27 protein-coding genes are annotated in these 24,085 nt (G+C 60.0%); 13 read left to right on the top strand and 14 right to left on the bottom strand.

Features of this window, described 5'->3' with window-relative positions:
• Window positions 1-103 precede the first annotated feature (103 nt).
• Together HF949_RS02290 and HF949_RS02285 are read right to left on the bottom strand one after the other, a co-directional pair.
• The gene (locus tag HF949_RS02290; protein ID WP_292898100.1) at window positions 104-790 is read right to left on the bottom strand and encodes an HAD family hydrolase; all 687 of its coding nucleotides are present in this window, start codon (window positions 788-790) and stop codon (window positions 104-106) included.
• Between the two features lie 57 nt (window positions 791-847).
• Entirely contained in the window at window positions 848-1,495 is a 648-nt protein-coding gene (locus HF949_RS02285) for a hypothetical protein (protein ID WP_292898099.1), read from the bottom strand.
• Window positions 1,496-1,675: 180 nt separating this feature from the next.
• Between HF949_RS02285 and HF949_RS02280 the strand changes: the two genes are divergently transcribed.
• From HF949_RS02280 to ptsP, 5 genes are all read left to right on the top strand, one after another.
• Window positions 1,676-2,113 carry a transcriptional regulator GutM gene (locus HF949_RS02280; RefSeq protein ID WP_292898098.1) on the top strand — a complete coding sequence of 146 codons (438 nt, stop codon included), beginning with the start codon at window positions 1,676-1,678 and terminating at the stop codon, window positions 2,111-2,113.
• 82 nt (window positions 2,114-2,195) lie between these two features.
• Window positions 2,196-2,936, top strand: coding sequence for a PTS glucitol/sorbitol transporter subunit IIC (gene srlA / locus HF949_RS02275; RefSeq protein ID WP_404934905.1), 741 nt, complete (start codon window positions 2,196-2,198; stop codon window positions 2,934-2,936).
• Window positions 2,937-2,950: 14 nt separating this feature from the next.
• Window positions 2,951-3,961, top strand: coding sequence for a PTS glucitol/sorbitol transporter subunit IIB (gene srlE, locus HF949_RS02270; protein WP_229449582.1), 1,011 nt, complete (start codon window positions 2,951-2,953; stop codon window positions 3,959-3,961).
• A gap of 174 nt (window positions 3,962-4,135) precedes the next feature.
• Complete coding sequence (locus HF949_RS02265; RefSeq protein WP_292898096.1) at window positions 4,136-4,519, top strand: PTS glucitol/sorbitol transporter subunit IIA; 384 nt, start codon at window positions 4,136-4,138, stop codon at window positions 4,517-4,519.
• Between the two features lie 38 nt (window positions 4,520-4,557).
• Window positions 4,558-6,546, top strand: coding sequence for a phosphoenolpyruvate--protein phosphotransferase (ptsP, locus tag HF949_RS02260; protein WP_292898095.1), 1,989 nt, complete (start codon window positions 4,558-4,560; stop codon window positions 6,544-6,546).
• A gap of 9 nt (window positions 6,547-6,555) precedes the next feature.
• Here the strand turns inward: ptsP and HF949_RS02255 are convergent, their stop codons facing one another.
• Window positions 6,556-7,314, bottom strand: coding sequence for a hypothetical protein (locus HF949_RS02255; protein ID WP_292898094.1), 759 nt, complete (start codon window positions 7,312-7,314; stop codon window positions 6,556-6,558).
• Window positions 7,315-7,446: 132 nt separating this feature from the next.
• On the opposite strand from HF949_RS02255, the gene HF949_RS02250 reads away from it, so the two are divergent.
• The 3 genes from HF949_RS02250 to amaB all read left to right on the top strand — a co-directional run bounded on the left by HF949_RS02250 (window position 7,447) and on the right by amaB (window position 11,186).
• A complete protein-coding gene (locus HF949_RS02250; protein WP_292898093.1) occupies window positions 7,447-8,478 on the top strand; it encodes a sugar-binding transcriptional regulator in 1,032 nt (343 codons plus the stop codon).
• 114 nt (window positions 8,479-8,592) lie between these two features.
• The gene (locus HF949_RS02245) at window positions 8,593-9,486 is read left to right on the top strand and encodes a LysR substrate-binding domain-containing protein (RefSeq protein ID WP_292898092.1); all 894 of its coding nucleotides are present in this window, start codon (window positions 8,593-8,595) and stop codon (window positions 9,484-9,486) included.
• A gap of 185 nt (window positions 9,487-9,671) precedes the next feature.
• Window positions 9,672-11,186, top strand: coding sequence for an L-piperidine-6-carboxylate dehydrogenase (gene amaB / locus HF949_RS02240; protein ID WP_292898091.1), 1,515 nt, complete (start codon window positions 9,672-9,674; stop codon window positions 11,184-11,186).
• A 69-nt stretch (window positions 11,187-11,255) separates the two neighbouring features.
• Here amaB and HF949_RS02235 read toward each other — a convergent pair whose 3' ends face one another.
• The 3 genes from HF949_RS02235 to HF949_RS02225 all read right to left on the bottom strand — a co-directional run bounded on the left by HF949_RS02235 (window position 11,256) and on the right by HF949_RS02225 (window position 12,773).
• The gene (locus HF949_RS02235) at window positions 11,256-11,519 is read right to left on the bottom strand and encodes a DUF2312 domain-containing protein (RefSeq protein ID WP_229449591.1); all 264 of its coding nucleotides are present in this window, start codon (window positions 11,517-11,519) and stop codon (window positions 11,256-11,258) included.
• A gap of 137 nt (window positions 11,520-11,656) precedes the next feature.
• On the bottom strand, window positions 11,657-11,965 hold the full coding sequence (locus HF949_RS02230; RefSeq protein ID WP_292898090.1) for a DUF1244 domain-containing protein: 309 nt from the start codon (window positions 11,963-11,965) through the stop codon (window positions 11,657-11,659).
• A 10-nt stretch (window positions 11,966-11,975) separates the two neighbouring features.
• Window positions 11,976-12,773, bottom strand: a complete 798-nt coding sequence (locus HF949_RS02225) for an N-formylglutamate amidohydrolase (protein WP_292898089.1) — start codon at window positions 12,771-12,773, stop codon at window positions 11,976-11,978.
• Window positions 12,774-12,966: 193 nt separating this feature from the next.
• Here HF949_RS02225 and HF949_RS02220 point away from each other — a divergent pair, with 193 nt between their 5' ends.
• Together HF949_RS02220 and pyk are read left to right on the top strand one after the other, a co-directional pair.
• Entirely contained in the window at window positions 12,967-13,449 is a 483-nt protein-coding gene (locus HF949_RS02220; protein ID WP_292898088.1) for a DUF1036 domain-containing protein, read from the top strand.
• Window positions 13,446-14,882 (top strand): pyruvate kinase, encoded by a 1,437-nt coding sequence (gene pyk, locus HF949_RS02215; protein ID WP_292898087.1) that lies wholly within the window; start codon window positions 13,446-13,448, stop codon window positions 14,880-14,882. The genes HF949_RS02220 and pyk overlap by 4 nt, the downstream gene beginning before the upstream one ends.
• Window positions 14,883-14,965: 83 nt before the next feature.
• Here pyk and HF949_RS02210 read toward each other — a convergent pair whose 3' ends face one another.
• Together HF949_RS02210 and ykgO are read right to left on the bottom strand one after the other, a co-directional pair.
• Window positions 14,966-15,559 carry a hypothetical protein gene (locus tag HF949_RS02210; RefSeq protein ID WP_292898086.1) on the bottom strand — a complete coding sequence of 198 codons (594 nt, stop codon included), beginning with the start codon at window positions 15,557-15,559 and terminating at the stop codon, window positions 14,966-14,968.
• A gap of 70 nt (window positions 15,560-15,629) precedes the next feature.
• Window positions 15,630-15,755, bottom strand: coding sequence for a type B 50S ribosomal protein L36 (gene ykgO / locus HF949_RS02205; RefSeq protein WP_007008283.1), 126 nt, complete (start codon window positions 15,753-15,755; stop codon window positions 15,630-15,632).
• Between the two features lie 195 nt (window positions 15,756-15,950).
• Here ykgO and HF949_RS02200 point away from each other — a divergent pair, with 195 nt between their 5' ends.
• Window positions 15,951-16,364: a lysozyme inhibitor LprI family protein gene (locus HF949_RS02200; RefSeq protein ID WP_292898085.1), complete on the top strand. Its 414-nt coding sequence runs from the start codon at window positions 15,951-15,953 to the stop codon at window positions 16,362-16,364.
• On the opposite strand, the gene HF949_RS02195 is transcribed toward HF949_RS02200, so the two are convergent.
• The 3 genes from HF949_RS02195 to HF949_RS02185 all read right to left on the bottom strand — a co-directional run bounded on the left by HF949_RS02195 (window position 16,351) and on the right by HF949_RS02185 (window position 18,221).
• Window positions 16,351-17,427, bottom strand: a complete 1,077-nt coding sequence (locus HF949_RS02195; protein ID WP_292898084.1) for a 5-(carboxyamino)imidazole ribonucleotide synthase — start codon at window positions 17,425-17,427, stop codon at window positions 16,351-16,353. The two genes, HF949_RS02200 and HF949_RS02195, sit on opposite strands and share 14 nt — an antisense overlap.
• A 2-nt stretch (window positions 17,428-17,429) precedes the next feature.
• On the bottom strand, window positions 17,430-17,921 hold the full coding sequence (gene purE / locus HF949_RS02190) for a 5-(carboxyamino)imidazole ribonucleotide mutase (protein ID WP_292898083.1): 492 nt from the start codon (window positions 17,919-17,921) through the stop codon (window positions 17,430-17,432).
• A gap of 90 nt (window positions 17,922-18,011) precedes the next feature.
• A complete protein-coding gene (locus tag HF949_RS02185) occupies window positions 18,012-18,221 on the bottom strand; it encodes a YdcH family protein (RefSeq protein WP_171900098.1) in 210 nt (69 codons plus the stop codon).
• 268 nt (window positions 18,222-18,489) lie between these two features.
• Here HF949_RS02185 and HF949_RS02180 point away from each other — a divergent pair, with 268 nt between their 5' ends.
• Window positions 18,490-18,669 carry a YdcH family protein gene (locus HF949_RS02180; RefSeq protein WP_292898082.1) on the top strand — a complete coding sequence of 60 codons (180 nt, stop codon included), beginning with the start codon at window positions 18,490-18,492 and terminating at the stop codon, window positions 18,667-18,669.
• 322 nt (window positions 18,670-18,991) lie between these two features.
• Here the strand turns inward: HF949_RS02180 and HF949_RS02175 are convergent, their stop codons facing one another.
• Window positions 18,992-20,254, bottom strand: coding sequence for an MFS transporter (locus tag HF949_RS02175; protein WP_292898081.1), 1,263 nt, complete (start codon window positions 20,252-20,254; stop codon window positions 18,992-18,994).
• A gap of 203 nt (window positions 20,255-20,457) precedes the next feature.
• Window positions 20,458-20,652, bottom strand: coding sequence for a DUF1192 domain-containing protein (locus tag HF949_RS02170; RefSeq protein WP_292898080.1), 195 nt, complete (start codon window positions 20,650-20,652; stop codon window positions 20,458-20,460).
• A 185-nt stretch (window positions 20,653-20,837) separates the two neighbouring features.
• On the opposite strand from HF949_RS02170, the gene HF949_RS02165 reads away from it, so the two are divergent.
• The gene (locus HF949_RS02165; protein ID WP_292899969.1) at window positions 20,838-21,818 is read left to right on the top strand and encodes an NAD(P)H-quinone oxidoreductase; all 981 of its coding nucleotides are present in this window, start codon (window positions 20,838-20,840) and stop codon (window positions 21,816-21,818) included.
• 54 nt (window positions 21,819-21,872) lie between these two features.
• On the opposite strand, the gene HF949_RS02160 is transcribed toward HF949_RS02165, so the two are convergent.
• Entirely contained in the window at window positions 21,873-24,071 is a 2,199-nt protein-coding gene (locus tag HF949_RS02160) for an esterase-like activity of phytase family protein (RefSeq protein WP_292898079.1), read from the bottom strand.
• Window positions 24,072-24,085 lie beyond the last annotated feature (14 nt).

The raw sequence follows: 24,085 nt of genomic DNA, 5'->3' as shown, positions 1-24,085 counted from the left end.
TTGGATGAGGGCCGCTATTGGGGTGGGTAACCGGGGGACAACCCTGGAACTTTGACCGCGTCAGCTGGCGCTGCCTGGATCATCACGGGCAGCGCCTTTTTCTTTACATATCCGCCACGGTCTCGCGGATGAAACCGCGCCGGGTCAGCTCGGCCTCCACCGCGTTCCAGCTTCCGCATATCGCATGAGCACCGGCAGCCCGCAGCTTTTCGGCGTGGCCCTCGAAGGTATGGCTTCCCCCTGTGAAACCGATGGCAGTCATGCCGGCGGCAACAGCGCCCTGCACACCGAAGGGAGAATCCTCGATCACTACCGAGGAGACCGGCTCGCCGCCCAGCTTTTTCGCTGCGAATAGAAAGATGTCGGGAGCCGGCTTGCCGTTCTCTACCATTGATGTGCTGAAGACATTGTCCGCAAAGAATTCTGCTATTCCGGCCACTTCAAGGCTGAGCGCGATCCGTTCCATGGATGACGATGACGCAACACAGCGGGCCGCTTCAAGGTTACGGAGAAATGGCAGGATGTCGCGTGTTGGCTTCAGCTCTTCTTCCAGAAGCGCCTTTGTCTCCAGCCAGATGTCGTCCTCGGCATGGGCAGGGAAGGCGTGTCCGGTGAGTTCCTTGATGCGAAGGATGATGTCGGCCTGCTTCATGCCGATGCATTGGGAAACGACGTCGCGGGTCAGCGCGAGGCCATGCTTTTTGTAGACGCGTTCATAGGCGATTGCGGCCAGCGGTTCGCTGTCGACGAGGACGCCGTCGCAATCGAATATGATCAGGGGCTTGCTCATGAAAACTCCGGAATTGACGTAGAGCTGATGTGAAAGGGAGATGGCCGGGGCTGAATTTCAGCTGGCCGGATCGGGGAAGATGGAAGGAGCGTCGATGCTTTTCCGTCCGGCCTCGATGGCTGAGCGCATGGCAAGTCTCCCTTCCACGAGGTCGGGGGCAACCCAGTTGGGCTCCGCTCCGAGAAACCGGTCGAGAAAAGCGACCGCTGTGGCGGGCATCTCGCGCGTGTTTTCGCGATAAGACCACCATGTACGCAGATCGTCGGCGCAGTGGTCGAGCCCCGGTGCCTGGCCGAATTCCTGCTCGAAGATGGCAGCGATCGCGCAGACACAATAGTTTGTATAGAGAAAACCCTCCGGCCAGAATTTCACAATCTCGGCATTGTCGGCATCGCGAGACGCGGTGCTCCCGCCGACGACGGTGACAGGTGCGTGGCGGATCAATTCCTTGAGAGCGAGACCCGCAGAGTAAATAATGAAATCGGCCCGATCAAACTGGGCATAGGCCTTGTGAGCATCGACCATTTCCACCCAGTCGAGAAAGACTCGCGTCAGCTTTTCCTCGTTCACTACAAACTCGACGCCGTAATGCTGCGTTACGGCTTTCGCGTTGCCGCGAAACGTGGCGCGAAACCAGCGCAACTGGCGCAGCCGGTGGCGCAGATCGGGCATGACCGCAAGTTCGTTCTTGAAATCCAGATCCAACGATGAACTCCTTAGCCTGGACAATAGCACGCGGCAGAACGGTTCCAATCAAATTTGCTGCGCGTTCAGGCTGAGGGGAATATACAATTTGACATTTCAAAAAACAAATGTTCTTAGTTTCGGGATTAAGGTGTTTGCAGTGCGTGCGCTTGGGATGAGCGTTTCGGGAGGAGCGGCCTGATGGCAATATGGCAATGGGGGCTTTTGCTCCTCGCGGTCGTATGGGCATTGCAGTCCTACGGCGTGTGGCTGCAGATGCGGCACTACTCCGATGTCTTCAAGGGCATCACGCAAAAATTCACTGACGGATTTGTCGGAACGGGTGCCTTTCACGGGCGCTTTCTGAAGCGCGGAGCGATCGCCATTGTCGTAATCGCGCCGGACCTTTCCGTTCGTCGCATTTTGACCATGAGCGGTCGCTCCGTTTTTGCAAAGTTTAAAAGACATCAAGAGTTCGAGGGAATGTCCCTCGATCAGCTGCGGGCCGAGCCGGCGCTATTCGGCGAAGACAAGCCGGGGCTCACTGCGGCGATTACCCAGGCGGTGGCACAGATAGACCGTACGCGCGCGGGCGATGAACCGCCGCTTCGGGAATCCCTGGCCTCAGCAAACGCATGACATACGGGACTGCACGCTCACCGGGGCTCAATCACCGGGGTGAGCAGAAGAGAGAGGGAGGACTATGTCTGTCATTTCACTAATGGCCCAGCATGCCGATACGGCCATGCAGGGGCTGCACATGGCTGGTGCTGTGGCCGGTGATGCCGCACTCACCGGCAAGCTGGCCGCCAAGGCGGCAGCAAATGATCTCGTCGTTCTGGCCCAGGCGGGCAGCGACATCTCTGTCGAGGAATTCCGGCAGAAGCTGGATTCGGTTGCCCAGGAGGAACAACTCGGCTGGCTGACAGCCGCGGGCAAATACTTCATCGGCATTTTCCAGAAAGGCGGCGAGGTGTTCGCCGGCTTCGTCACCGGAATCATTCCGACGCTGGTCGTTCTGATGACCGCATTCTACGCCATCACCGAACTGGTGGGCGAGAAGCGCGTTCACGGGCTGGCCCAGAGCGCGGGCCGGATTGCGCTCACGCGTTACACGGTTCTTCCGGTGCTTGCGGTTTTCTTCCTCACCAACCCGATGGCGTACACGTTCGGTTCATTCCTGGAAGAGAAGCACAAGCCGGCGTTCTATGATGCTGCGGTCTCCTATGTGCATCCACCGCTTGGTCTGTTCCCGCATATCAATCCGGGCGAGTATTTCGTCTGGGGTGGCATCCTTGTCGCGCTTCTGGAGCTTGAGAGCCAGGGCGTTGTTCCGGGCGGGTACCACATCACCGTGGCCATCTGGTATGCGCTGGTCGGTCTTGTGGTCATTCTGCTCAAGGGCATTCTGACCGAAAAGATCACGGCCATCATGGCACGCCGCCAGGGCGTTGAGCTCTAGGGGAGGGGCAGGACATGGCGAAAACATACAAAGCAGTAAAGATCACGAAGGGTTCCTCCGGCTGGGGTGGCCCGCTGGTTATCGAACCGACGGCGCAGCGCAACAAGGTTGTGTCCGTTACCGGTGGCGGCATTCATCCGGTTGCACAGCGCATTGCGGACATGACCGGCGCCGAAGTGGTCGACGGGTTCAAGAGCCCGCCGATCGAGAGCGAGATGGCCGTCGTCGTGGTCGATTGCGGCGGTACCGCGCGTTGCGGTGTGTATCCGCGCAAGCGGATTCCGACCGTCAATCTCACACCGGTCGGTCAGGCTGGTCCGCTCGCCCAGTTCATCACCGAGGACATCTATGTGTCCGGTGTGAAGCCGGAGAACATTGAGATGGCTGACGGTAGCGAGGCGGCGACTGTTGCTGGCGGCGCTGCCAGCGGGGCGGAAGCCGGCGAACAGGCCACTGCCTCCGCGGCGGCACCTGCGCCGTCCAATGAGGGTGGCCTTGTCGGTCTTATCAGCAGCGTCGGTCGCGTCATGGGGCGCGTTGTTGGCATCTTCTTCAACGCTGGCCGTCGCACCATCGACCAGGTGGTCCGCAACGTGCTTCCCTTCATGGCCTTCGTGACCATGCTGATCGGTCTGATCCTCTATACGGGCATCGGCGATGTGCTCGCTCAGCCCATGGGTCCGCTTGCCAACAACATTATCGGCCTGCTCATCATCTCGGCCATCTGCGGTCTGCCGTTCCTGTCACCCATTCTCGGGCCGGGCGCGGTTATTGCGCAGGTGATTGGCGTGGCGATCATCGGTCCGCAGATTGCCAATGGCACGATTTCGCCCGCCATGGCGCTGCCGGCCCTGTTTGCCTACAACACGCAGGTGGGCTGTGACTTCGTGCCCGTGGGCCTGGCTCTCGGCGAAGCGAAGCCGAAGACAATCGAAATCGGCGTCCCGGCGGTGTTGATCAGCCGTCAGATCATGGGTCCCGTTTCCGTGGCACTCGCCTGGGCTGTGAGCCTCGTGGTGCTCTAACCATCGGAGCTGGCGGCTGCCTTGGGGTGGCCGCCGCCTCCGGATTACCAGATCACCGTGCGTCCATCCGGACGCACAATGGACGATCTAAACTATTGATGGAGCATCGGAGTAGCCCGAAAACCGGATTCCACTTTTCGGTCCGATGCTCTAGTTTGCATGGAGTTTTCTTGAATGTCGGTGTTTCTCAAAACGCGCATAACCGCAGTCGGTCCGGAAGTGGCGGATCTGGCGGAAGGTGGTGTCCTGATTCTGTTCGCTGATGGTGCGCCGGAGGAACTTGCCGAGGTTTCCGTTCTTCATGCGGTTCAGGATGGGCCGTCTACCGAAGCACCGGTGCCCGGCACGCGTGTCAGCGTCGGCGACAGTGTATCTGCAGAGATTACCGCCATGGGCGACGCAGCCTGGAACAAGGTGCGCGAGATCGGACACGTCGTGGTGAATTTTAATGGTGCGACTGCCGTGGAGCGCCCTGGTGAGATTTGCGCATCTGTTGTAGAGCCGGACAGGCTTGTCGCGGCGCTGAAGGCGGATGCCGTGATCACCATCGGCGCCTGACGCCGTTACGAAATCGAAGAAAAAGACACGAGACCGGTATGGAACGCTCGACTATCGTCCGAGTGCAGGATGGCCTGCACGCCCGACCTGCCACACGCTTTGTGCGCCTCGCCAAGGGGTTCGAGAGTGAGGTGGAGATCGTAAAGGGAGAGAAGGCAGTCAGTGCCAAGAGTTCGGTTAAGCTGATGCTGCTTGGCGTGAAGGAGAATGACGAAGTCTCCATTCGCGCCGAGGGTGCCGATGCCATAGAGGCCGTCGATGCGCTCATTGCCTATCTGGAAAACCCGCTTTCGGGGATCGAAGAGGGTGCCGGCGAGAGTACGGCGCAGCCGTCTGAGCCTCAGAAAGACGCTACTCCTCAAAAAAAGGCGGCTGATGCAGAAAATCTGACCGATGAGGCAGGGCTGCATGGTGTCGCTGCCAGCGCCGGCCTCGGGTTTGGCCCCGTCTTTGCGCATTTCCCGCAACAGATCGTGCCTGCCAACAAGACGCTTTCAGCCGAGGAAATCGGCCCGGAGAAGAAGCGCTTTGAAGATGCGGTGTTGCGGCTTCAGGAGAAGCTCGACCGCTCGCTTGCATCCGATGGCATGCAGGAAAGCGACCGCGGAATTGTCGCGGCCCTGCGTGACATTGCCTCCGACGATGCGCTGCGCGATGAGACCCTCGCTGCCATAGACGGTGGACTCGATGCCGTGTCCGCCGTTATCGCCGCCTCCTCAAACCTGGCAGATGAGTTTCGCAAGCTGGACGATGCCTATATGGCGGCTCGTGCCGAGGACATGGAGTCCATTGCGCGGCAGATATGTCTGACGCTTCTCGGGCAGGAAGATGCCCGCCTTGATGACATCCCAGACGGTGCAATTCTGGTTGCCGAGGACATCGGTGCCTGGGATCTGGCGCGCGCGCCACTCAAGCGTCTTGGCGGTGTGGTGTGTGGACATGGCGGCGCTACCTCGCATGTGGCGATCATCGCCCGCACCCACGGCATTCCGGCGGTGCTTGGCCTTGGTGAGGCCGTCAACCAGTTGCGTGAAGCCAAGGAAGCAGCCATCGACGGTCATACAGGGCAGGTTGTTGTCGAGCCGGATGCGGAGACCCGTGCCCGTTTTGCCGAGATGATCGGGGCTGCCGCGCGTGAAAAGGAAGCTCTCAAAGCTTACAAGGACGTGGTGCCGCGTCGGGCGGATGGAACGGTCATCCAGGTTGCCGCCAATCTCGGTTCGCTGGAAGAGGTCGAAGCCGCCCAGGAGGCCGGCGCGATGGGCGTTGGCCTGTTCCGCACCGAGCTTCTTTTCATGCGCCATATGCACCTTCCTTCTGAGGACATGCAGGCGGAAACCTATGCGGAACTCGCCCGTGCCTTTCCGGACCATCCGGTTATCGTGCGCACGCTCGATATTGGCGGTGACAAGCCGATCTCCGGCGTGGAGTTTCCGGAAGAAGAGAACCCCTTCCTCGGCTGGCGCGGCATTCGCATGTGCCTTGATCGGCCGGATATCTTCAAGGTGCAGCTGCGGGCGCTTCTGCGTGCTGCCGTTCATGGCAATCTGCGAGTGATGCTGCCGATGGTCTCGGATGTTGAGGAAGTGCGCCGCACGCGCGCCCTCATCGATGAATGTGCAGCCGAGCTGAAAGCCGAGGGGGTCGCCTGCGGCGAATTCCCGCTGGGGGTCATGATCGAGACGCCCGCTGCCGTTTTCGGTGCAGCAGCACTGGCAAAGGAGGTTTCGTTCTTTTCGATCGGCACCAACGACCTGACCCAGTATGTGATGGCTGCGGATCGCCTCAATCCCTCGGTCGCCAATCTTAACGACGCCGCTCATCCGGCCGTGATGGCGGCGGTGGAGCAGGCGGCAAAGGCTGCGGTGGAAGCGGGTATCGAAATCGGCATGTGTGGCGAGGCCGCCGCGCGCCCCGATCTCATACCGGAATTCATCCGCATGGGGCTGACGGAGCTCAGCATGAGCCCCGCGTCCATCCAGGCAACCAAGAAACAGCTCTCGGAGCTTCTTGAGACAACGGCCTGATCACACCGTCTATGGAAGATGGGTGAGCAGGCTTTCAAAGACCGCCGTCAGGTCGGCGATCGGTTGGTCCGCCGCGAGGCTGCGGGCCATCCGATCCCGGCGCGCTGAAATGGCCATCGTGGCGATGTCAAGCAGATCCGAAGCGGGCAGACTTTCGTCGAACCCGATCAGCGCCGAGGCGAGGAGCCCCGGTGCAAAGACAAGTATGCCTGCTTTCGCATCCTGTGTGGAAGGCGACGCTGCCGGATCGCTCAAAGCGCTGCGGCAAATGTCCTGAACGAGATGTGCAAGCATGCCAGCGATCAGTGCACGCTTCGCTTCGTGTTCGGTGGCATTCTTCAGAGCCAGAACCATGTGGCCCTGCCGTTGACGTAGCGCCTCATGGGCCGCGGTGAACCCGGTTTCGCGAATCACTGGGGGCCCGGCAGACTCGAGGGTGGCCGCCAGGATTTTTGCTGCACGATACATGTGGCGCCTGAAAGCGTGTTCACCAGCGTTTGGATCACTGAAATAATCGCCGAGCGGCCATAGGACCAGTTCGTGTTTCTGCGCACCTGGAAGTACGGTCCGGGATGCGGTTTCGGCCAGCGTCAGTGTGTCGTCTACCATGCTCGCGGCACGCCCCAGGAGTTTCTCCATGTCGCTGAAGTGCTTGCCTGCGGCGGTTGTCGCCTGCCGCTCATGCCTGTGAGAACGCAGGAAGTCTCGTATGTCCCGCAAGCGGTCCTTGAGATGAATCGCCATGTCTTGCGAGGCGTCACGGAGCATAAAGTAGTATCCCTGGGTAATCAGTTTTCTGCTACCGGGCATTGACCCGATGGCGACATCATTGTTTTGGTCTTTCCGGAAATCAAGCCAGATGCTTGTATCCGCCCCGGGGGAAAAATGCAGGAAGACCATATGAGCAAGGCGAAGGCGCGCAAACAGTCCGCTGGGCAGCCCGCCGGTACGACCAGTTCCGGGGAGATCGCGATTGTGCCAGGCAGGGGAGGCGTGACCAGCAAGACGGATCGACTGCGCGTGCGTGCCGCATGGATGTATTTCGTCGAGCAGAAGACGCAGAACGAAATCGCAGAGATCCTCGGTATAGGCCGGGTCAGCGTGGTGCGGATGCTTGCCGATGCGCGCGCCCGCAACGAAGTGAAGATCACCATCGAAGGCGACCTTGCGGAGATAACCCGCATCGAGCGCGCGCTGGAGGATCGCTTCGGGCTGGAGCGTGCAGTTGTCGCGCCGCTTTCTGACCCCAACGCAGACCCCATTCCCGCAATCAGCGCGGCCACCGGCAGTTTCGTATCAGATGTGATGGCGGCCGGCATGTCGGTAGGTGTCGGCTGGGGGCGCACGCTTTTCGGTTCTCTGCCCTTCATTCGAGCGCGACCGCTGGCAGATTTCAAGGTGATCTCGCTTCTCGGTGGCGTGGGCGTTGCCCGGCGTTTTAATCCCGCCGAGTTCGCATGGCGGTTTGCGCGCGCCTTCCAGGGCGATGGCTATCTCATTCCCGCACCTGCCGTGGTCGACAGCGTCGAAACGAAAACGGCTCTGGTCGAGCGTTGCGGTCTGCATGAAATCCTCGCTCTTGCCGATACGCTGGACGCCGTTATTGTCTCGGTGGGTGGCTTAGCGTCCGCCACCACTTTTTATCGCGGAGGCTATCTGACCGAGGCAGTGCGCGCTGCTCTCGAGGAAAAGGGCGCGGTCGGTGACATTCTCTATCACTTCTACGATATTGATGGGCAACTCGTGGACCATCCGATCAACGATCGTGTGATGTCCGTTGATGTCGATCGTCTGCGCCGGGCGCCGATGCGCATCCTGACTTCCGGTGGTGATGACAAGATCGAAGCGCTTATCGGCGCCATGAAACTCGTTGAGCCGACAGTCTTCATCACGGACGAGGAGAGCGCCCGCAGCATCCTTGCTCAAGCCTGATCGTCGCAAATCCATCAATTTCAGGCCGGATGTGTGAATTCGGTCTCTTCGCGGCTATAAGTGTCAAAAGCATTCAAGTCGGCGGCAGATCGCATAGGGGAGCTTTATTCTACGATGGTGGACAGGTTTGCGCGGCGCTTTCTGCCTTCCTTCTCCGTTCTGCGCAGCTTCGCATCCGCCGCGCGGCATCAGAGCTTCACCCTGGCTGCGGAGGAGCTCAATCTGACACAGAGCGCTGTCAGCCGCCACATTCGCGACATGGAAACTGCGCTCGGCTTCAGCCTGTTCCGGCGTGTGGGGCGGCGCGTGGTCCTGACACCGGCTGGCAAAAATCTCGCCGATGCCCTTGAGGACGATCTCAGTCGCATCACCCAGACCCTGCATCGGGCCATCGCCGCCGGGATGTCGGGGGCAACGCTCAATGTGGCGAGCCTGCCTACCTTTGCCAGTCGATGGCTTATCCCGCGACTGCCGGGATTCGAGAAGGCGCATCCGGGCATCGGGATCAATCTGACTGCACGCATCAATCCCTTCGATCTGGCTCACGAGCGCTTTGACGTGGCCATTCATTTCGGGCGTGACAACTGGCCAGATGCGCAGCTAACCAAGTTCTGCGATGAGGAGATGATCGCGGTTGCCTCGCCGCAATTCATGGAGATGAACGGAGTTCGTGGCCCGGAAGGCCTTCTCGACGCACCGCTTCTTCATCTCCAGAGCAGACCGGGAGCCTGGGGTGACTGGATGCATGAGGCCGGGCTGCAGGAAGTTCCAGCGCTCCCTGGCAAGCAGTTTGATCAGTTCACCATGGTCATCGCCGGTGCGGCTGCGGGGCTTGGGGCCGGGCTTGTGCCTGCCTACCTCATTGAAGAAGAGTTGCGCTCCGGCCTTCTGGTTCAGGTGGGGGACACAGCCCTCAAGACGCAGAACAGCTATTTCATCGTTCGGCCGCTGGGTGTCGAAAACCCACTGGCGGACGCCTTCGTTTCATGGATTCTCGCGCAGGTCTAGCGTGGTGGTCCTTGTGTTGCCTTGCCACCGGTCAGGCTGGTTTGCATGACCCTACATCATGAATACAGTCCGATTTTCCATTTCCCATCCTTAGCGGCCCTCCCTACATTCCGGGCAGGGGCCGGTCTGGCCGCGCGGCATTTGTCCGCGTTTCGCAAAAAGATTATCCAGGGAGCGAAGCACCCATGAACGTCAAGAATGAAACACGCGAGCTTTTGAAGCGCCTCGGCGTTGACGAGAAGGCTTTTACCGGTGGCGACCTCTCGGTGCGCACGCCGGTCACCGGCGAGGAAATCGCCGCAGTCTCCTCCATCTCGGCAAACGAGACCGGTGCTGCCATCGAGCGCGCCCAAGAGGCTTTCAAGACATGGCGCAATGTGCCCGCGCCGCGGCGCGGCGAGTTGGTGCGGCTTCTTGGTGAGGAACTGCGTGCGTCAAAGGACGACCTGGGGCGTCTGGTGTCGATCGAGGTCGGCAAGATTCGCTCGGAGGGCCTCGGCGAGGTCCAGGAGATGATCGACATTTGCGATTTCGCGGTCGGCCTCTCACGGCAGCTTTATGGCCTGACCATTGCCACCGAGCGCCCCGGACATCGCATGATGGAGACCTGGCATCCGCTCGGCGTCGTCGGCGTCATCTCCGCCTTTAACTTCCCGGTGGCGGTGTGGTCGTGGAATGCCGCTCTTGCTTTCGTTTGCGGCGACAGCGTCGTCTGGAAACCGTCCGAAAAGACGCCCCTGACAGCGCTTGCCTGCGAGGCCATCTTCAAACGGGCAGTCAAGCGCTTTGGAGATGACGCGCCGGCAGATCTTCTCACCGTCCTCATTGGCGATCGCGCCGTGGGGGAAGTGATGGTCGATCATCCGAAGGTGCCGCTGGTTTCGGCCACCGGTTCCACGCGGATGGGCCGCGAAGTCGGTCCGCGCCTGGCAAAGCGCTTTGCCCGCGCGCTGCTGGAGCTTGGTGGCAACAATGCCGGCATTGTCTGCCCTTCGGCAGATCTCGACATGGCGCTGCGTGCCATTGCCTTTGGTGCCATGGGCACCGCCGGGCAGCGCTGCACCACACTGCGCCGCCTCTTCGTGCACGAATCCGTCTACGACGCGCTCCTGCCGCGTCTGCGAAAGGCTTATGAAACGGTGTCCGTCGGCAGCCCGCTCACGACCGATGCGCTGGTTGGCCCCCTGATCGACAAGGGTGCATTCGACAATATGCAGAAAGCGCTTGAAGAGGCGAAGAAGCTCGGCGGCAAGGTCGTTGGCGGCGGGCGTTTCGACAGCGGTGATGCCGATGCCTACTACGCCCATCCGGCTCTGGTCGAAATGCCGGAACAGGCGGGTGTCGTTCTTGAAGAGACTTTTGCTCCGATCCTCTACGTGATGAAGTACAGCGATTTCGACGAGGCGCTTGAACTTCACAACGCCGTGGGGGCAGGGCTTTCATCCTGCGTGTTCACCACCGATATGCGTGAGGCCGAGGAATTTCTCAGCGCACGTGGTTCAGACTGTGGCATCGCCAATGTCAACATTGGCACATCCGGCGCTGAGATCGGCGGTGCGTTCGGTGGCGAAAAGGAAACCGGCGGTGGCCGCGAATCGGGCTCCGACGCCTGGAAGGCTTACATGCGCCGTGCGACAAATACGGTGAACTACTCAAAGGAGCTGCCGCTCGCACAGGGCGTCTCCTTCGACATCGAATAGGAACACAGGCCATTAATTGCAAAGGGCGGCTTCGGGCCGCCCTTTTCTTTATCCGGTTTTCCGCCGGGTTCACTCCATTCCGAGTGCGGCTTTGTAGAGGTCGATCATGGCTTCTTCTTCCTGGCGTTCGGCCTGGTCCTTCTTGCGCAGGCGCACGATTGTGCGCACGGCCTTGGTATCGAAGCCGTTGGCTTTCATTTCGGCGTAGACTTCCTTGATGTCCTCCGAAATGGTCTTCTTGTCTTCCTCAAGTCGCTCTACACGCTCAATGAAGGCGCGAAGCTGGCCAGCGGCCACTGTGTCGGCGGTCTCGGTCGTGATGTCGTCGGCCATGCGAAACTCCGGTCGATTGTTCTGAAAGCCCGCGAGTCGGGCGTTGAGGCGTGGCAGGTTCGATGCCCCAGAGAGCCCCATCGGTCAAGGGATTTGCTGATCTGGGCGAAGCTCTTGCTTGCCAGGTTGACGGTTGGTCAGCTTTCTTCCGGACGATTGGCCTCGAAAGCCGCTTTCTGTTCCGCACTTGCCTCGGTCTGATATTTCTCGCGCCATTCCGCATAGGGTATACCGTAGACGATCTCACGCGACTCCTCCTTGGAAAGCGCAATCCCTTCAGCTTCGGCGGCGTCCCTGTACCAGTTGGACAAGCAATTGCGGCAAAAGCCGGCCAGGTTCATCATGTCGATGTTCTGGACATCTGTCCGGGCGCGCAGGTGATCGATCAAACGGCGAAACGCGGCGGCTTCCAGGTCGCGCTTTTTTTCCTCACTCAGCGTTGTCATGCCTTCTCCCTCACATATGATCCGTTCGAGACCCAAAGTGCTTCACCTGATGGATATCGGGCCGCGTATTGATGGCTTCAAGCATCGGGGCCAGCCTTTCTGCCCAGGCGATTGCACCGTCTTGGCCGGCAATCAAATCCTGGCGAATTTCGATGAGCGCATAGGGAAAGCCTCGCGTCGTGGCGTGCTGATGCATGGTATCGCCAGGATAGGCGCCGTCATAGGGTTCGTTGTCGCCCACCGTGAGATCGCCATCGGCTCTCAGCGCTGCAATCAGCGGGCCTGCCGCCCGGTTGTCGATGTCCCAAAGCACGCCCACCTCCCAGGGCCGTTTGCGGCCGAGCAGCGACGGCGTGAAGGAGTGGATGGCGATGATCAATGGTGCGCCACCGGTTGTTTGCCGCACTCCATCCACCGCCTCGGCCACGGCGTGGTGGAAGGGTTGATAAAAGCGTTCAATCCGGTTTTGCCGCTCCTCCGGGGGCAGAGGGTAGTTTCCGGGAATGATCGTTCCGTCGTAGAGCTGTCTGATCAGGGTCGGGTCGTCGATGCCGCGGTTGGGATCGATGAGCAGTCTTGAGAAGCCGCCCAGAACCGCAGGTACGCCAAGCCTTGCGGAGAGGGCGCGGGTCACCGCCTCCACGCCGATGTCGTAGGCAATATGACGTTCAAACTCTGATGCCGGCAGACCTAGCGCGCCGTATGTTTCAGGCAGCGCCCGCTTTGCGTGGTCGGCAACCAGGACCAGCCCCCTGGCGGGATCACCGGGAATCAATTCAAACGGTGATGTGAAGGTGAGGGCGTTCATCAGGCAGGTCCCGGGAAAACTGGTGCGGTCATAAATGTGCGCCTATCACGGCGTAATCTCGTCCTTTCATGATGCGCGCTGTTCTGCAAGGCAGTGATGGAAAACACGCGCTCGCAGGCAATGGCGCGTTGACAGGGGGCCGGACATTGCCGAAAAGGAAAATATGCTCAGGTCGAATTCAAGGTTCTCAAAAATGCTTCGACGGGCGTCGCACGCGAAACGCCGGTGGGCTCTTCTGCTTGCTGCAGCGGCCGGATTGGGGGGCGTTGTTTTCGCGCCCACGCCGGCGTTTGCAGATTTCCGCGTCTGTAACTCCACACAGAATCTTGTTGGTGTCGCCATAGGCTATCGCACAGCTTCGGGCTGGGTGAGCGAGGGATGGTGGCGGATCGAGAAATCAAGTTGCAAGACCCTGATCGAGGGGCCGCTTGAATCACGCTATTATTACCTCTACGCCGAGGACGCTGCCAGCGGCGGCCGATGGGAGGGTAATGTGCAGATGTGTGTTGCACTGACCGAGTTCAAGATTGCCGGTACCAATGATTGTTTTGCGCGGGGCTTCCAGCGTGCCGGCTTCCAGGAATATGACACGCGTGAGCAGGAAAACTGGATGGTGGATTTGACCGACGGACCGGCCGACAACAGTACGCTGACGAATTCGGATGCCTCCCAATGAGGCGCAATCGCAAGGTCAAGATTCTCGCCACACTCGGGCCCGCTTCTTCAGAAGAAGAGAGCATCCAGCGCCTCTTCGAGGCCGGGGCCGATGTGTTCCGCATCAATATGAGCCACGCCAGCCACGATCTGATGCGCACGCTGGTGGGGCGCATCCGTGCAGTAGAGAAGAAGGTGGGCCATCCCATCGGCATTCTGGCCGATCTGCAGGGGCCCAAGCTCCGTGTGGGCACCTTTGCCGAGAAGAGTGTCGAGCTTTCCATCGGTCAGACCTTCACTCTCGATGACAATTCCGAGCCCGGCAATGACAAGCGGGTTCATTTGCCGCACCCCGAAATCCTGAAATCGGTGGAGCCGGGACACCGCCTGCTTATCGATGACGGGCGGTTGCAACTCAAGGCGGTCAAGAATGACGGCAAGGCGATCACCTGTGAGGTGGTGGCCGGCAACAAAATCTCCGACCGCAAGGGCGTCAGCCTGCCGGACACGGACCTCCCCATGGGGGCGCTCACGGATAAGGATCGCAAGGATCTCGATGCGGTGCTTTCTTCCGACGTTGACTGGATCGCGCTCTCCTTCATTCAGCGACCCGAAGATCTGGCCGAGGTGCGCAAGGTGGCGCGCGGTCGGGCTGCGCTTCTTGCCAAGATCGAGAAGCCGCAGGCGGTGAAGCGCCTGGCCGAGATCATCGAGCTTTCCGATGCGCTGATGGTGGCGCGCGGCGATCTTGGCGTGGAAATGCCGCTCGAGGCCGTTCCGGGCATCCAGAAGCAGATCACCCGTGCCTGCCGGCGAGCAGGCAAGCCGGTTGTCGTGGCCACGCAAATGCTGGAATCGATGATTTCTGCCCCTGTGCCGACCCGCGCGGAGGTTTCCGATGTTGCGACCGCCGTCTTCGAGGGAGCTGATGCGGTGATGCTGTCGGCGGAGTCTGCGGCGGGGGACTATCCGGTCGAGGCGGTTGCGACAATGAACTCGATCGCTACCAAGGTGGAACAGGATCCCACCTATCCGACCATCATTTATGGCCAGCGGACCGAGCCTGAGCCAACCGGCGCCGATGCGATCTCCATGGCCGCGCGTCAGATTGCGGAAACGCTCAACCTTTCGGCGATCATTTCCTACACTTCCTCGGGCACTACGGGCCTGCGCGCGGCTCGTGAGAGGCCGCAGGTGCCGATCATTGCTCTGTCGCCGGTGGTGGAGACCGCACGACGCCTGTCGCTCGTCTGGGGCACGCATTGCGTTGTTACAGAGGATGCGGCAGATCTGGACGACATGGTCAACCGTGCCTGCCGCATTGCCTATCAAGAAGGGTTTGCGAAGCCCGGCAATCGCGTGATCGTCACGGCCGGTGTGCCGCTCGGTACGCCCGGTGCGACCAATATGCTGCGCATCGCCTATATCGGTTCGGACGGTCTGGGCGGTATCTGACCCGGTGTTGAATGTGTTGACGACCGGCCGGCGCGTCCGCCGGTCGTTTAAGGTCACGGGATATTTTTACGCCTGAAGTTTTCTCAGATGCCCTGACCGGCCAGTTTGTCAGATATTTCGGCGACGGCGTTCTGCGCACTGCGAAGCATCGGGTAGATGTTCAGAACCTGCTCATAGGCGGTGAGCGCCTGTTCCTGCCGGCCTGTGGCCTGCAGGATGCGCGCCATTCCTGCCAGGGCGCCGAAATGGCGCGGCTCAAGCTCCAGCGTGCGCGATATGTCCGCCATCGAGCGGGCATAGTCGTTCATCATGAAATGAACCGTGGCCCGACGATTCCATCCCTCGGCATAGTCGGGGTACAGCATGACCACCTGATCGAGAAAATCGAGCGCGACGGAAAACTTCTCCGCCTTGATGGCATCGTTCGCCCAGCCAATGAGCAGATTCGCGGTATCACTGCCTGAATTGGCCCACGTTTCGCCAATTCGCAGCGCAATGCGACGCGCGGCGCGTTCGTTGGTTTCTTTCTTGAGATCAAGGAATAGCGCATTGAGGCGCGCCTGCCTGTCGGGCGCCTGGGTTTCGAAGCCTGGCGCCGGCCTACTGCCTTCCGCCGCCTGCGCCATTGGCAGGCCCATGAGAGCAGCAACAAAAATAGCGATCATGAATCGTACCATGCCGCAATCATAGGCGCGGCATGGTTAAAGAGAAACTGAATTTCGCGTGAGGACCGCCAGAATCGGCGGATCAGCCCTGCCGTGCCTTGAAGCGCGGGTTGGACTTGTTGATGATGTAGATGCGGCCCTTGCGACGGACCATGCGGTTTTCCCGGTGACGGGTCTTCAGCGCCTTGAGCGAGTTTTTGATCTTCATCGTTCTTGTCCGTGGTTGGCCTTGCGGCCCGAAATGAGAAGGCGCGCATCCATGGCGCGCCACAAGTCGATGGGCTCATAGACGAGGATGCTTGTCCGTGTCAACCTTTCGGCGGGTCGCGGTGGATGAATCGCGTGATTCTGGCGGCTGAAAATGTCGGTCCTGCATCGATGATGCAGCTCAGAGGAGTTTGATATGTCTTTTCGCCATTATCTTTGTTCGGTCGCCATCCTGGCACTGGTACTTGCCCCCTTCGGTTTCGTAGCTCAGGCTGAGGATCTGGACTGCGACAATGCGCAGACGCAACTCGACATGACGCAGTGTGCAGCCAGGGAGTATGAAGCTGCCGACAAGGCGCTGAACGCTCAGTATGCCTCTGTGAGACAGCGGTATTCAGGGAATGAGGATGCACGCACCCTGTTGCGCGACGCGCAGCGGGCGTGGATCGGCTTTCGTGACGCTCACTGCGATCTTGAGACACTGGCCGTGCGCGGCGGTTCCATAGAACCAATGATCCGCGCTCAATGCCTTCAGAAGCTCACCGAGGAGCGTACAGAGCAGCTGGCGGCCCTTGCCGAATGCGAGGAAGGCGATCTCAGCTGCGTGTGAGGCGCGTGAAGTGACCCATCTTGCGGCCAGGCCTGCTTTCGGTCTTGCCGTAGAGATGGAGCATCAGATCAGGTTCTCTGAGCAGTTCTGGCGCGCTTAGCACTTCATCGCCGATCAGGTTTTCCATCACGCAGTTTGAATGGCGGCGTGTGTCGCCGAGCGGCAGGCCGGCCACGGCGCGAATGTGCTGTTCGAACTGGGAGACGGTGCAGGCCGCTTCGGTCCAGTGTCCGGAATTGTGGACTCGTGGTGCAATCTCGTTGACGAGGACCTTGCCACTATCGAGCACAAAAAACTCCACGCCAAGCACGCCCACATAGTGCAGCGAACCCAGAATTTCAGTCGCCGCCTGTTTTGCCGCGCCGAGAGTTCCGGGGTCGACACGGGCGGGCACGGTTGAGCGATGCAGGATGCCGTCCCTGTGCTCGTTCTCAGCAGGGTCGTAGATGGCGATGCTTCCGTCTATTGATCGCGCAGCGATTACGGAAATTTCCCGTCGGAACGGAACCAGGGCTTCCAGAATGAGGGGAACGCCTCCCATTTCGGAGAAAACACCTTGGTGTGTGCCGGGATCGACGTTGCGAAAGACACGCTGGCCCTTGCCGTCATAGCCCATTCGGCGCGTCTTGAGCACACCACCTGAAAAACGCTCGAGCCCGCGCGCAAGGTCGTCATCATTGTCCACAGACATGAAGGGGGCTGTGGATATCCCTGCGGCGTTCAGGAAAATTTTTTCCGCCAGCCTGTCCTGTGCTGCCTCAAGAGCTTCCGGAGGGGGGAAGACGGAAACTTCCTCGGATAGAGACAAGGCCGTTGCTACAGGCACATTCTCAAACTCGTAGGTTATGACATCGCTCTGCCGGAGGAGTGCCTTGAGAGCGGGCGTGTCATCATAGGCGGCGTGAACGAAAGTGTTGGCAACCTGAGCTGCGGGACTGTCACCGGCGGGGTCCAGCACCACGGTGCGGTAGCCCAGTTTCGCTGCGGCCATCGCCAGCATGCGTCCAAGCTGGCCTCCGCCGAGGATTCCAATCGTGGCGCCTTGAGGGAGCGGAGCATTCATGTTCAATCGACCGGATAGTCGGCGACGCTCGCCGTCTGTTCTGTGCGCCAGGCATCAAGCCGGTCTGCCAGGTTCTCGTCGTGGAGCGCCAACACGGCCGCGGACAGCAGCGCTGCGTTGATCGCGCCGGCGCGGCCGATGGCAAGTGTTCCCACCGGGATACCAGCCGGCATCTGCACGATGGAAAGAAGTGAATCCTGCCCGGCAAGCGCTTTCGATTCTACCGGTACGCCAAAGACGGGAAGCGGGGTCAATGCGGCGGTCATGCCTGGAAGGTGAGCAGCGCCACCAGCGCCTGCGATAATCGTCTGAAAACCCTCGTCGCGGGCGTTCCTGGCGAAGTCGTAGAGACGCTCCGGCGTACGGTGCGCAGAGACAATTCTCGCCTCATATTCTACACCGAGCTGGTCGAGCGTGTCTGCGGCATGCCGCATTGTTGCCCAGTCGGATTGGCTCCCCATGATAATCGCCACTCGGGCGGACCGCTCAGCCATCAAATCCCCTCGCATTCAAAAATGAGGCTGTAGTCAAAACCGGACGCCATCGCAAGCTTGCCTGGCGGCAAGTCCCCCATTCAAGAGAACTCAGGCGATGATGTCCGGGATAATATTGTCTTCCAGTTCCTGGAGCCTGTCTTTCAGAGCCAGTTTCTTTTTCTTCATGCGCTGGATGCGAAGTGGATCGCAACCGGTGGCGATCATCGCGTTGATTGCGGCATCGAAATCCGCGTGATCCTGTTTGAGGCGGGCGAATTCCAGACGTATCTCCGCCTGTTCCTGTTCAGATGTCACCACAGTCAGTTGACCTACATGCGCGAAACTTTGGCTGCAAACACAAATGCGGGGTCCGCTGTTGAGTCCGCATCTCAGTCCGCAACCCAGCGACGCCGTCGAGATCATCCCGGCAGCGGCGGCGCTTATACCACATTTCAGTGTTTCAGGAAATGCTACCAGACGGTGTTCGACAAGCCACATTTGTGATGGCACACTATTCTGATCGCCGGTTCCTGCGGGCGGGCATCGGGGCCGGTGAGTTCTCGAGGAAGCAAAGGAGATCCCAATCATGTCTCTTGAATCCCATCTTGCAGAGTTGAAGCGTAAACACGGCGAACTGGAGCGTGAAATCGACAATGCGAAGCTCCATCCATCTGTAGACGAACTCGATGTGGTTCAACTCAAGCGACGCAAGCTGGCCATCAAGGACGAGATGGAAAAGCTCAAGTCGGCGGTTACCCGTCACTAGGTCATTGCACATCCATTCGGATGCGCGTGAAACAACCTGACGCATAGACGGAACGTCCGATCAACTGAAAGCCGGAGCCCCATTCCGGCCGATGTTTCAGGGGCACTTTGCGAAGCGAAATCGATTGAAGAGATTTCGTCTTGTGGCAGGACTGTCAGCCGGACATCACAGATGTTCCCGTGGCTGGCGGATTGCTTTTTGACATGCGGTCCGCACAGGGCCTTCGGCCTCCGCCTCGAATGTTTCCGGGTGCGGGGGCCTTGTCGTTGGCGCAATCTGGATTCAGCGCTGCCACGAGACTCATAGACTGGTTTCGTGAATCTTATTCGACAGTCTCAGCCAAATTCTCCTCGGTGTCGCTGCGCGGATCCAAAACGGCTGCCTGCGGTGTGACGGCGCGTTCGGACGGCAGCGTCTTGAAGGCCTCGCGCTCGTCCACCGGAACCGGAGCGCGCTGCGAGATGCGAAGCAGGGCGTAGGCGCCCAGGCCGAAATGCGCGAGCGCGGTAATGAGGAACAGGCTCTCCGGCCGCATGATTTCCATGAGCAAGCCTCCGATCAACGGCCCAAGCATGGTGCCGAAGCCGTAAAGGAAGAGCAGTCCGCTTGCGACTTTGACAAAATCTTCCGGGGTGGCGTGATCGTTGGCATGCGCCACGATGATCGAATAGAGCGTGTAGGCGAAAGCGCCGTAGATCGCGGTCATCACGATCACAGAGGTTCCGTCGCGCGGTGCGCTCAAAAGAATGAGCAGTCCCAGCAGACCCGAGCCGAAGGAGGCGCCCGCAATGACGAGGCGGCGATCGATCCGGTCGGAGAGGCGCCCTGCGGGAAGCTGCAGTGCCGCCCCTGCAAGAACGGCGATGCTCATCATCGTGGCGATCTGCAGTGTCGAAATGCCTATCAGCCCGCCGTAGACAGCTCCAAGCGTGCCCCAGGCGCCGTTCGCGATGCCGACGAGCACACAGCCGAGAAATGAGACCGGCGAGTTCTGATACAGTCCCTTTAGGTCCAGCGATACCTGCGCCAGAGGCTCGGGGCTCACAGCCTTGGAGACCGCTGTCGGGATGAGCGCCATGCAGAACAGTATGCCCGTTGTCATAAAAAGGATCGTGTTGGAAACGTTGCCGAAGGCTACTGTCATCTGTCCCGCGGTCAGCGATGCGTAGGTCAGCATCATGTATATGCCGAAAACGGTGCCGCGATTCTCATTCGTCGACTTTTCGTTCAACCAGCTCTCGATCACCATGAAAGCGCCCGCCATGGTGAAGCCGGTGAATATACGCAGGACCACCCAGCCGGCCGGGTCCACCCACATGCCGGTGAGCAATGCAATGATCGCGCCCGAAGCAGCAAAAGCGCCAAAAGCGCGTACATGGCCGGCTCGGCGGACGATACGGGGCGCAATGAAACAGCCGGCCACGAAACCCACCGCCCAGGCAGCGCCCAGAGCGCCCAGAGAAGCTGTGGGAAACCCTTCCATCTGGCCGCGCAGGGGCAGTAGAAGCCCGTGAAGACCCGACCCCGTCAACAGGAAGGCAGTGCCGAGTAGAAGAGCGATTATTGAGCCGAGAGGTGACAGCATGAGATGCTTCCGAGGAGGGTATGGGTTCGAACAGGCCGGGCGTCTGTTGCCAGATGCCCCCGCCATCCAAAGATGGCGTGAGCAAGGCCACAGAATGATTGGTGGCGTCTTCGAGACACGCGATTGACAGTATGTGCGAATAAGTCCGTGGTTTGCATCGCAAAACCGTCGTTCAAGGCCGCGATAGCGCAATTTGAACCGTGTCAGCCTCGATGAAACAACGCCTCGGCCGCATTTTTGGTTGCGCCTTTGCTTTCGACCTCTCGTTCAAGCCGCGATACCTCGTCCTGAAGCAGCGTGATCCGGTGCTTGAGCTCATCCACCGATAGCAGGGAGAGATCCTGCCCAAGCTGGTGGGGAGCAGCCGGTTTTCTCTCTTCCTCGTCGAAAATGCCCATTGTTTGTTCTCCCGTCATCTGGATTGCTGTCCTCGGATGCCGGCGAAGCTTTCAGCCTGCCGACCGTGACAGGCTCGCAGCCTTCAGGATTGGCCTTGATCCAATTGCATCGCTCGCCGATTGTGTTGTCAGATGTTTTTCAAATCAACAGGGGCATGATGAACAACACAGCACTTTCAGAGAAGATGACGGCGGTGGCAATCAGCGAACCGGGCGAACCAGGTGTTTTGAAACCGGAGCGGCGGGATGTGCCGAAGCCGGGCGAAGGGGAAATCCTTATCCGGGTGCGCGCGGCCGGCATAAACCGGCCGGATGTTTTTCAGAGGAAGGGGTTGTATCCGGCACCCCCCGGTGCTTCGGACCTGCCCGGACTGGAGGTTGCCGGCGAGGTGGCTGCAGTTGGCGAAGGCGTGAAGCGCTGGCAGGTTGGCGACCGCGTTGCCGCGCTGACACCTGGCGGTGGCTATGCCGAGTATTGCCTGACCCACGAGACAAATGCCCTGCCGATCCCGGGCGATCTCACCTTTGCGGAAGCGGCGGCGATCCCCGAAACTTTCTTCACTGTGTGGCACAATGTGTTTCAGCGTGGGAGCCTGAAGGAGGGCGAGACACTGCTGGTTCATGGTGGTTCCTCGGGGATCGGAACGACGGCGATCCAGATGGCGACGGCTTTGGGATCCAGGGTAATCGCGACAGCGGGCTCTGCCGAGAAATGCGCCGCCTGCGCTTCGCTGGGTGCGGTGCGCTCGATCAATTATCGCAATGAGGATTTCGTCGAGGCCGTGAAGGAAGAGACTGACGGCCATGGCGCTGATGTCATTCTCGACATGATTGGCGGCGACTATATCGAACGCAATTACGATGCGGCCGCCATCGACGGACGCATCGTGCAGATCGCCTTTTTGAAGGGATCCCGCGCCACGGTCGATTTCTCGCTGATCATGCGCAAGCGGCTTGTCCATACGGGGTCCACCCTCAGGCCCCGATCGGTTGCCTTCAAGGCTCGTATTGCCACGGAACTGGAAGCGCATGTCTGGCCGCTTCTGGCCGCCGGCCGCATCTCTCCAGTCATGGACATGACCTTTCCGCTGGAGGAGGCGTGGCGTGCGCATGAGCGCATGGAGGATGGAGCTCACATTGGCAAGATCGTGCTTCAGGTCGCCTGACAAAAACGAAGCTCCGGCGTTGGCGCCGGAGCTTCGCTGCCCTGGGAGGCTGTGTCAGTTGGTGGCGTCGAGTTTGCCAAGATTGACAAAAATCGTCTCGCCGGAGGAATCATCCACGCCATCATTGTCAGTGACGAAGTAAGCCGTGCCTTCCATGTCGATGGCGAAGCCTTCAATCTTGTCAACGACATAGCCGTTGGTGGCGGATTTCATGTCAGGCAGCAGGTCGCGCACCAGCGTTTTTTCGACCAGAGGCAGCTCTTTATCGAGTGCCGCAGGCTGAAAATCATCAAGGGAAACGCTGTAGAGTTTCTTGATCTTCGCAGACGTGCCGATCTGGTTGTCACGCTCGATGATATAGAGTTTTCCATCGTGAGCGGTGATCTCGGAGAGGCCGACCCAGCCCTTCTCGGCTGTATCAAGCGGGTAACGCACGGCGGCCCACTCGCCGGAACCAGGCCTGTAGCTTACCAGCTTTACCTGCCCCTTCGGATCATCGCTCCATTCGCGCTGAACGGCCATGACCAGCATCCGGTCATTGCCTTCACCGACGACCGTCACGCCTTCCATTCCGAAGCGCTTTTCGCCTGCGAGGAGCTCGGTGGGAAGTGCGATCTCCTCCCTGATCTCGCCGGCTGCATCGACGCGGAAGAGCGCATGCGGCGTCAGACGGTCGGTGCGGCCTTCCGAAGCGAGCCAGAAACCGCCTTCGCCGTCATTGGCGATGCCCTCGAGGTCGAGCTTCTGGGCGGTCATCCCGTCACGCGTGACAACGGTCTTGGCGATGATCCGCGCCGGTCTCTCAGTCGCATCAATGGTGAAGATGGCCGGCTGGTTGCTGTAGAAGGAATCGGACACGGCGTAGAGCGTGCCCGGCTTTTCAGCGTCTGCCACGAGGCCAGAGAGGGCGCCCCAGCTGAAAGGTGCCCCGCTGTCGTCCAGAGCCGATTCAATGGTCGGATAGGCAGGCTTTCCCTCGGTCAGTTCGTAGACCATCACGTGAGAGCGGGCGGCGCCGTCCTCAGCAAGATCGGCCTCATTTGCGGTAACAAGCAGGTTACGTTCGGGTATGGCCACGAGGCCTTCGGGGCCGATACCGGACGGGAGGACCTGGACGAATTCCGGTTCAGCGCCAGTGTCGCGGTAAACCGCCACGAGAGAAGCGCGCTCCAGCGCCACGAAAATATACCGCTGATCGCCGAAGGTCGCGACTTCCAGACCTTCCGGCTCCGTTCCCTTGGCGTCGGAGCGTTTGTCTGGGTAATGGCCGGCAGCCGCGGCGCGAAACTCGAGATCGTTACCGCTGTCAAACAGAACCTCGCCCGACCTGCTGAATATGGTGAAGCTGCGCGATCCGCCTTGATAGTCGCCTTCGTTGGCAGTGACGATGCGATCATCGTCCAGCCATTTCACAGCGTCCGGTTCGCGCTTCAACTCGTTGGCTGTCTGGTTGAAATCGATGGAGCCATTGTCCAGCGTATCGATGTTCTCAAGGCTGATTTGGCCCGCGGAGAAATGGCCCGTTACTTCGCCGCTTTCCGCCGAAACCACAGCGATATGGTTATTCTCCTGGAGGGTAACGACGATATCGCCGGCGTCGTTGAAATCGACGAACTCGGGCTCGGGATCCTCCGGTGCAATCTCAGCGAGGCCGGTCAGCGCCACTGATTTCATGCTGCTGCAGTCCGGTACGCCGTCGGTGAGATTGAAGACCTTCAGGTCACCGGCGGGCATTTGCGGGATCGCACCGTCGTTCAGGTCTTCATCGCGCTCGTTTTCGATGGCGACGGCAAGGAAACGGCCGTCATTGCTAATGGCTACGGAATCCGGCTGGCCACCCAGGTCGCAGGACTTCCGGGCGGTTTTCGACGCCATGTCGATCACGACGAGATTGCCCGAAGGGCTGGTGAAACTGTCGGAGGTGTTCACGGCCGCGATGGCTTTCTGGCCCGCCACACCCACTGAGGTCGGCTCACCCTCCAGCTTGAGCATCCCGCCGGCCTTCGGGGCCTTGGCGTCGCTGATATCCACGAAACCCACGCCACCCAGCGGACTGTCGGAGTAGATCAATGTCTTGCCGTCCGCGCTGCGTGCGATGATCTCGGATGAGGTTTCGGTCGCGGCTTCGGTTTCTGCGGGCAGGTTCTCTGCTACCGGAAATGTAGCGATACGGTTGAATGCCATATCCGCATAGGCAGGAAAAACGGTCGCCGTGCTTGCCAGCAGGCTCAGAATTATTGCTTGGCGTCCCATGTCTGAAAACTCCC

This window comes from Nitratireductor sp. (assembly GCF_017794765.1).
In the GTDB taxonomy this organism is placed as follows: Bacteria; Pseudomonadota; Alphaproteobacteria; order Rhizobiales; family Rhizobiaceae; genus Nitratireductor.
The sequence above is the reverse complement of the archived record's forward strand: the minus strand, read 5'-3'. Positions and strand labels throughout refer to the sequence as shown.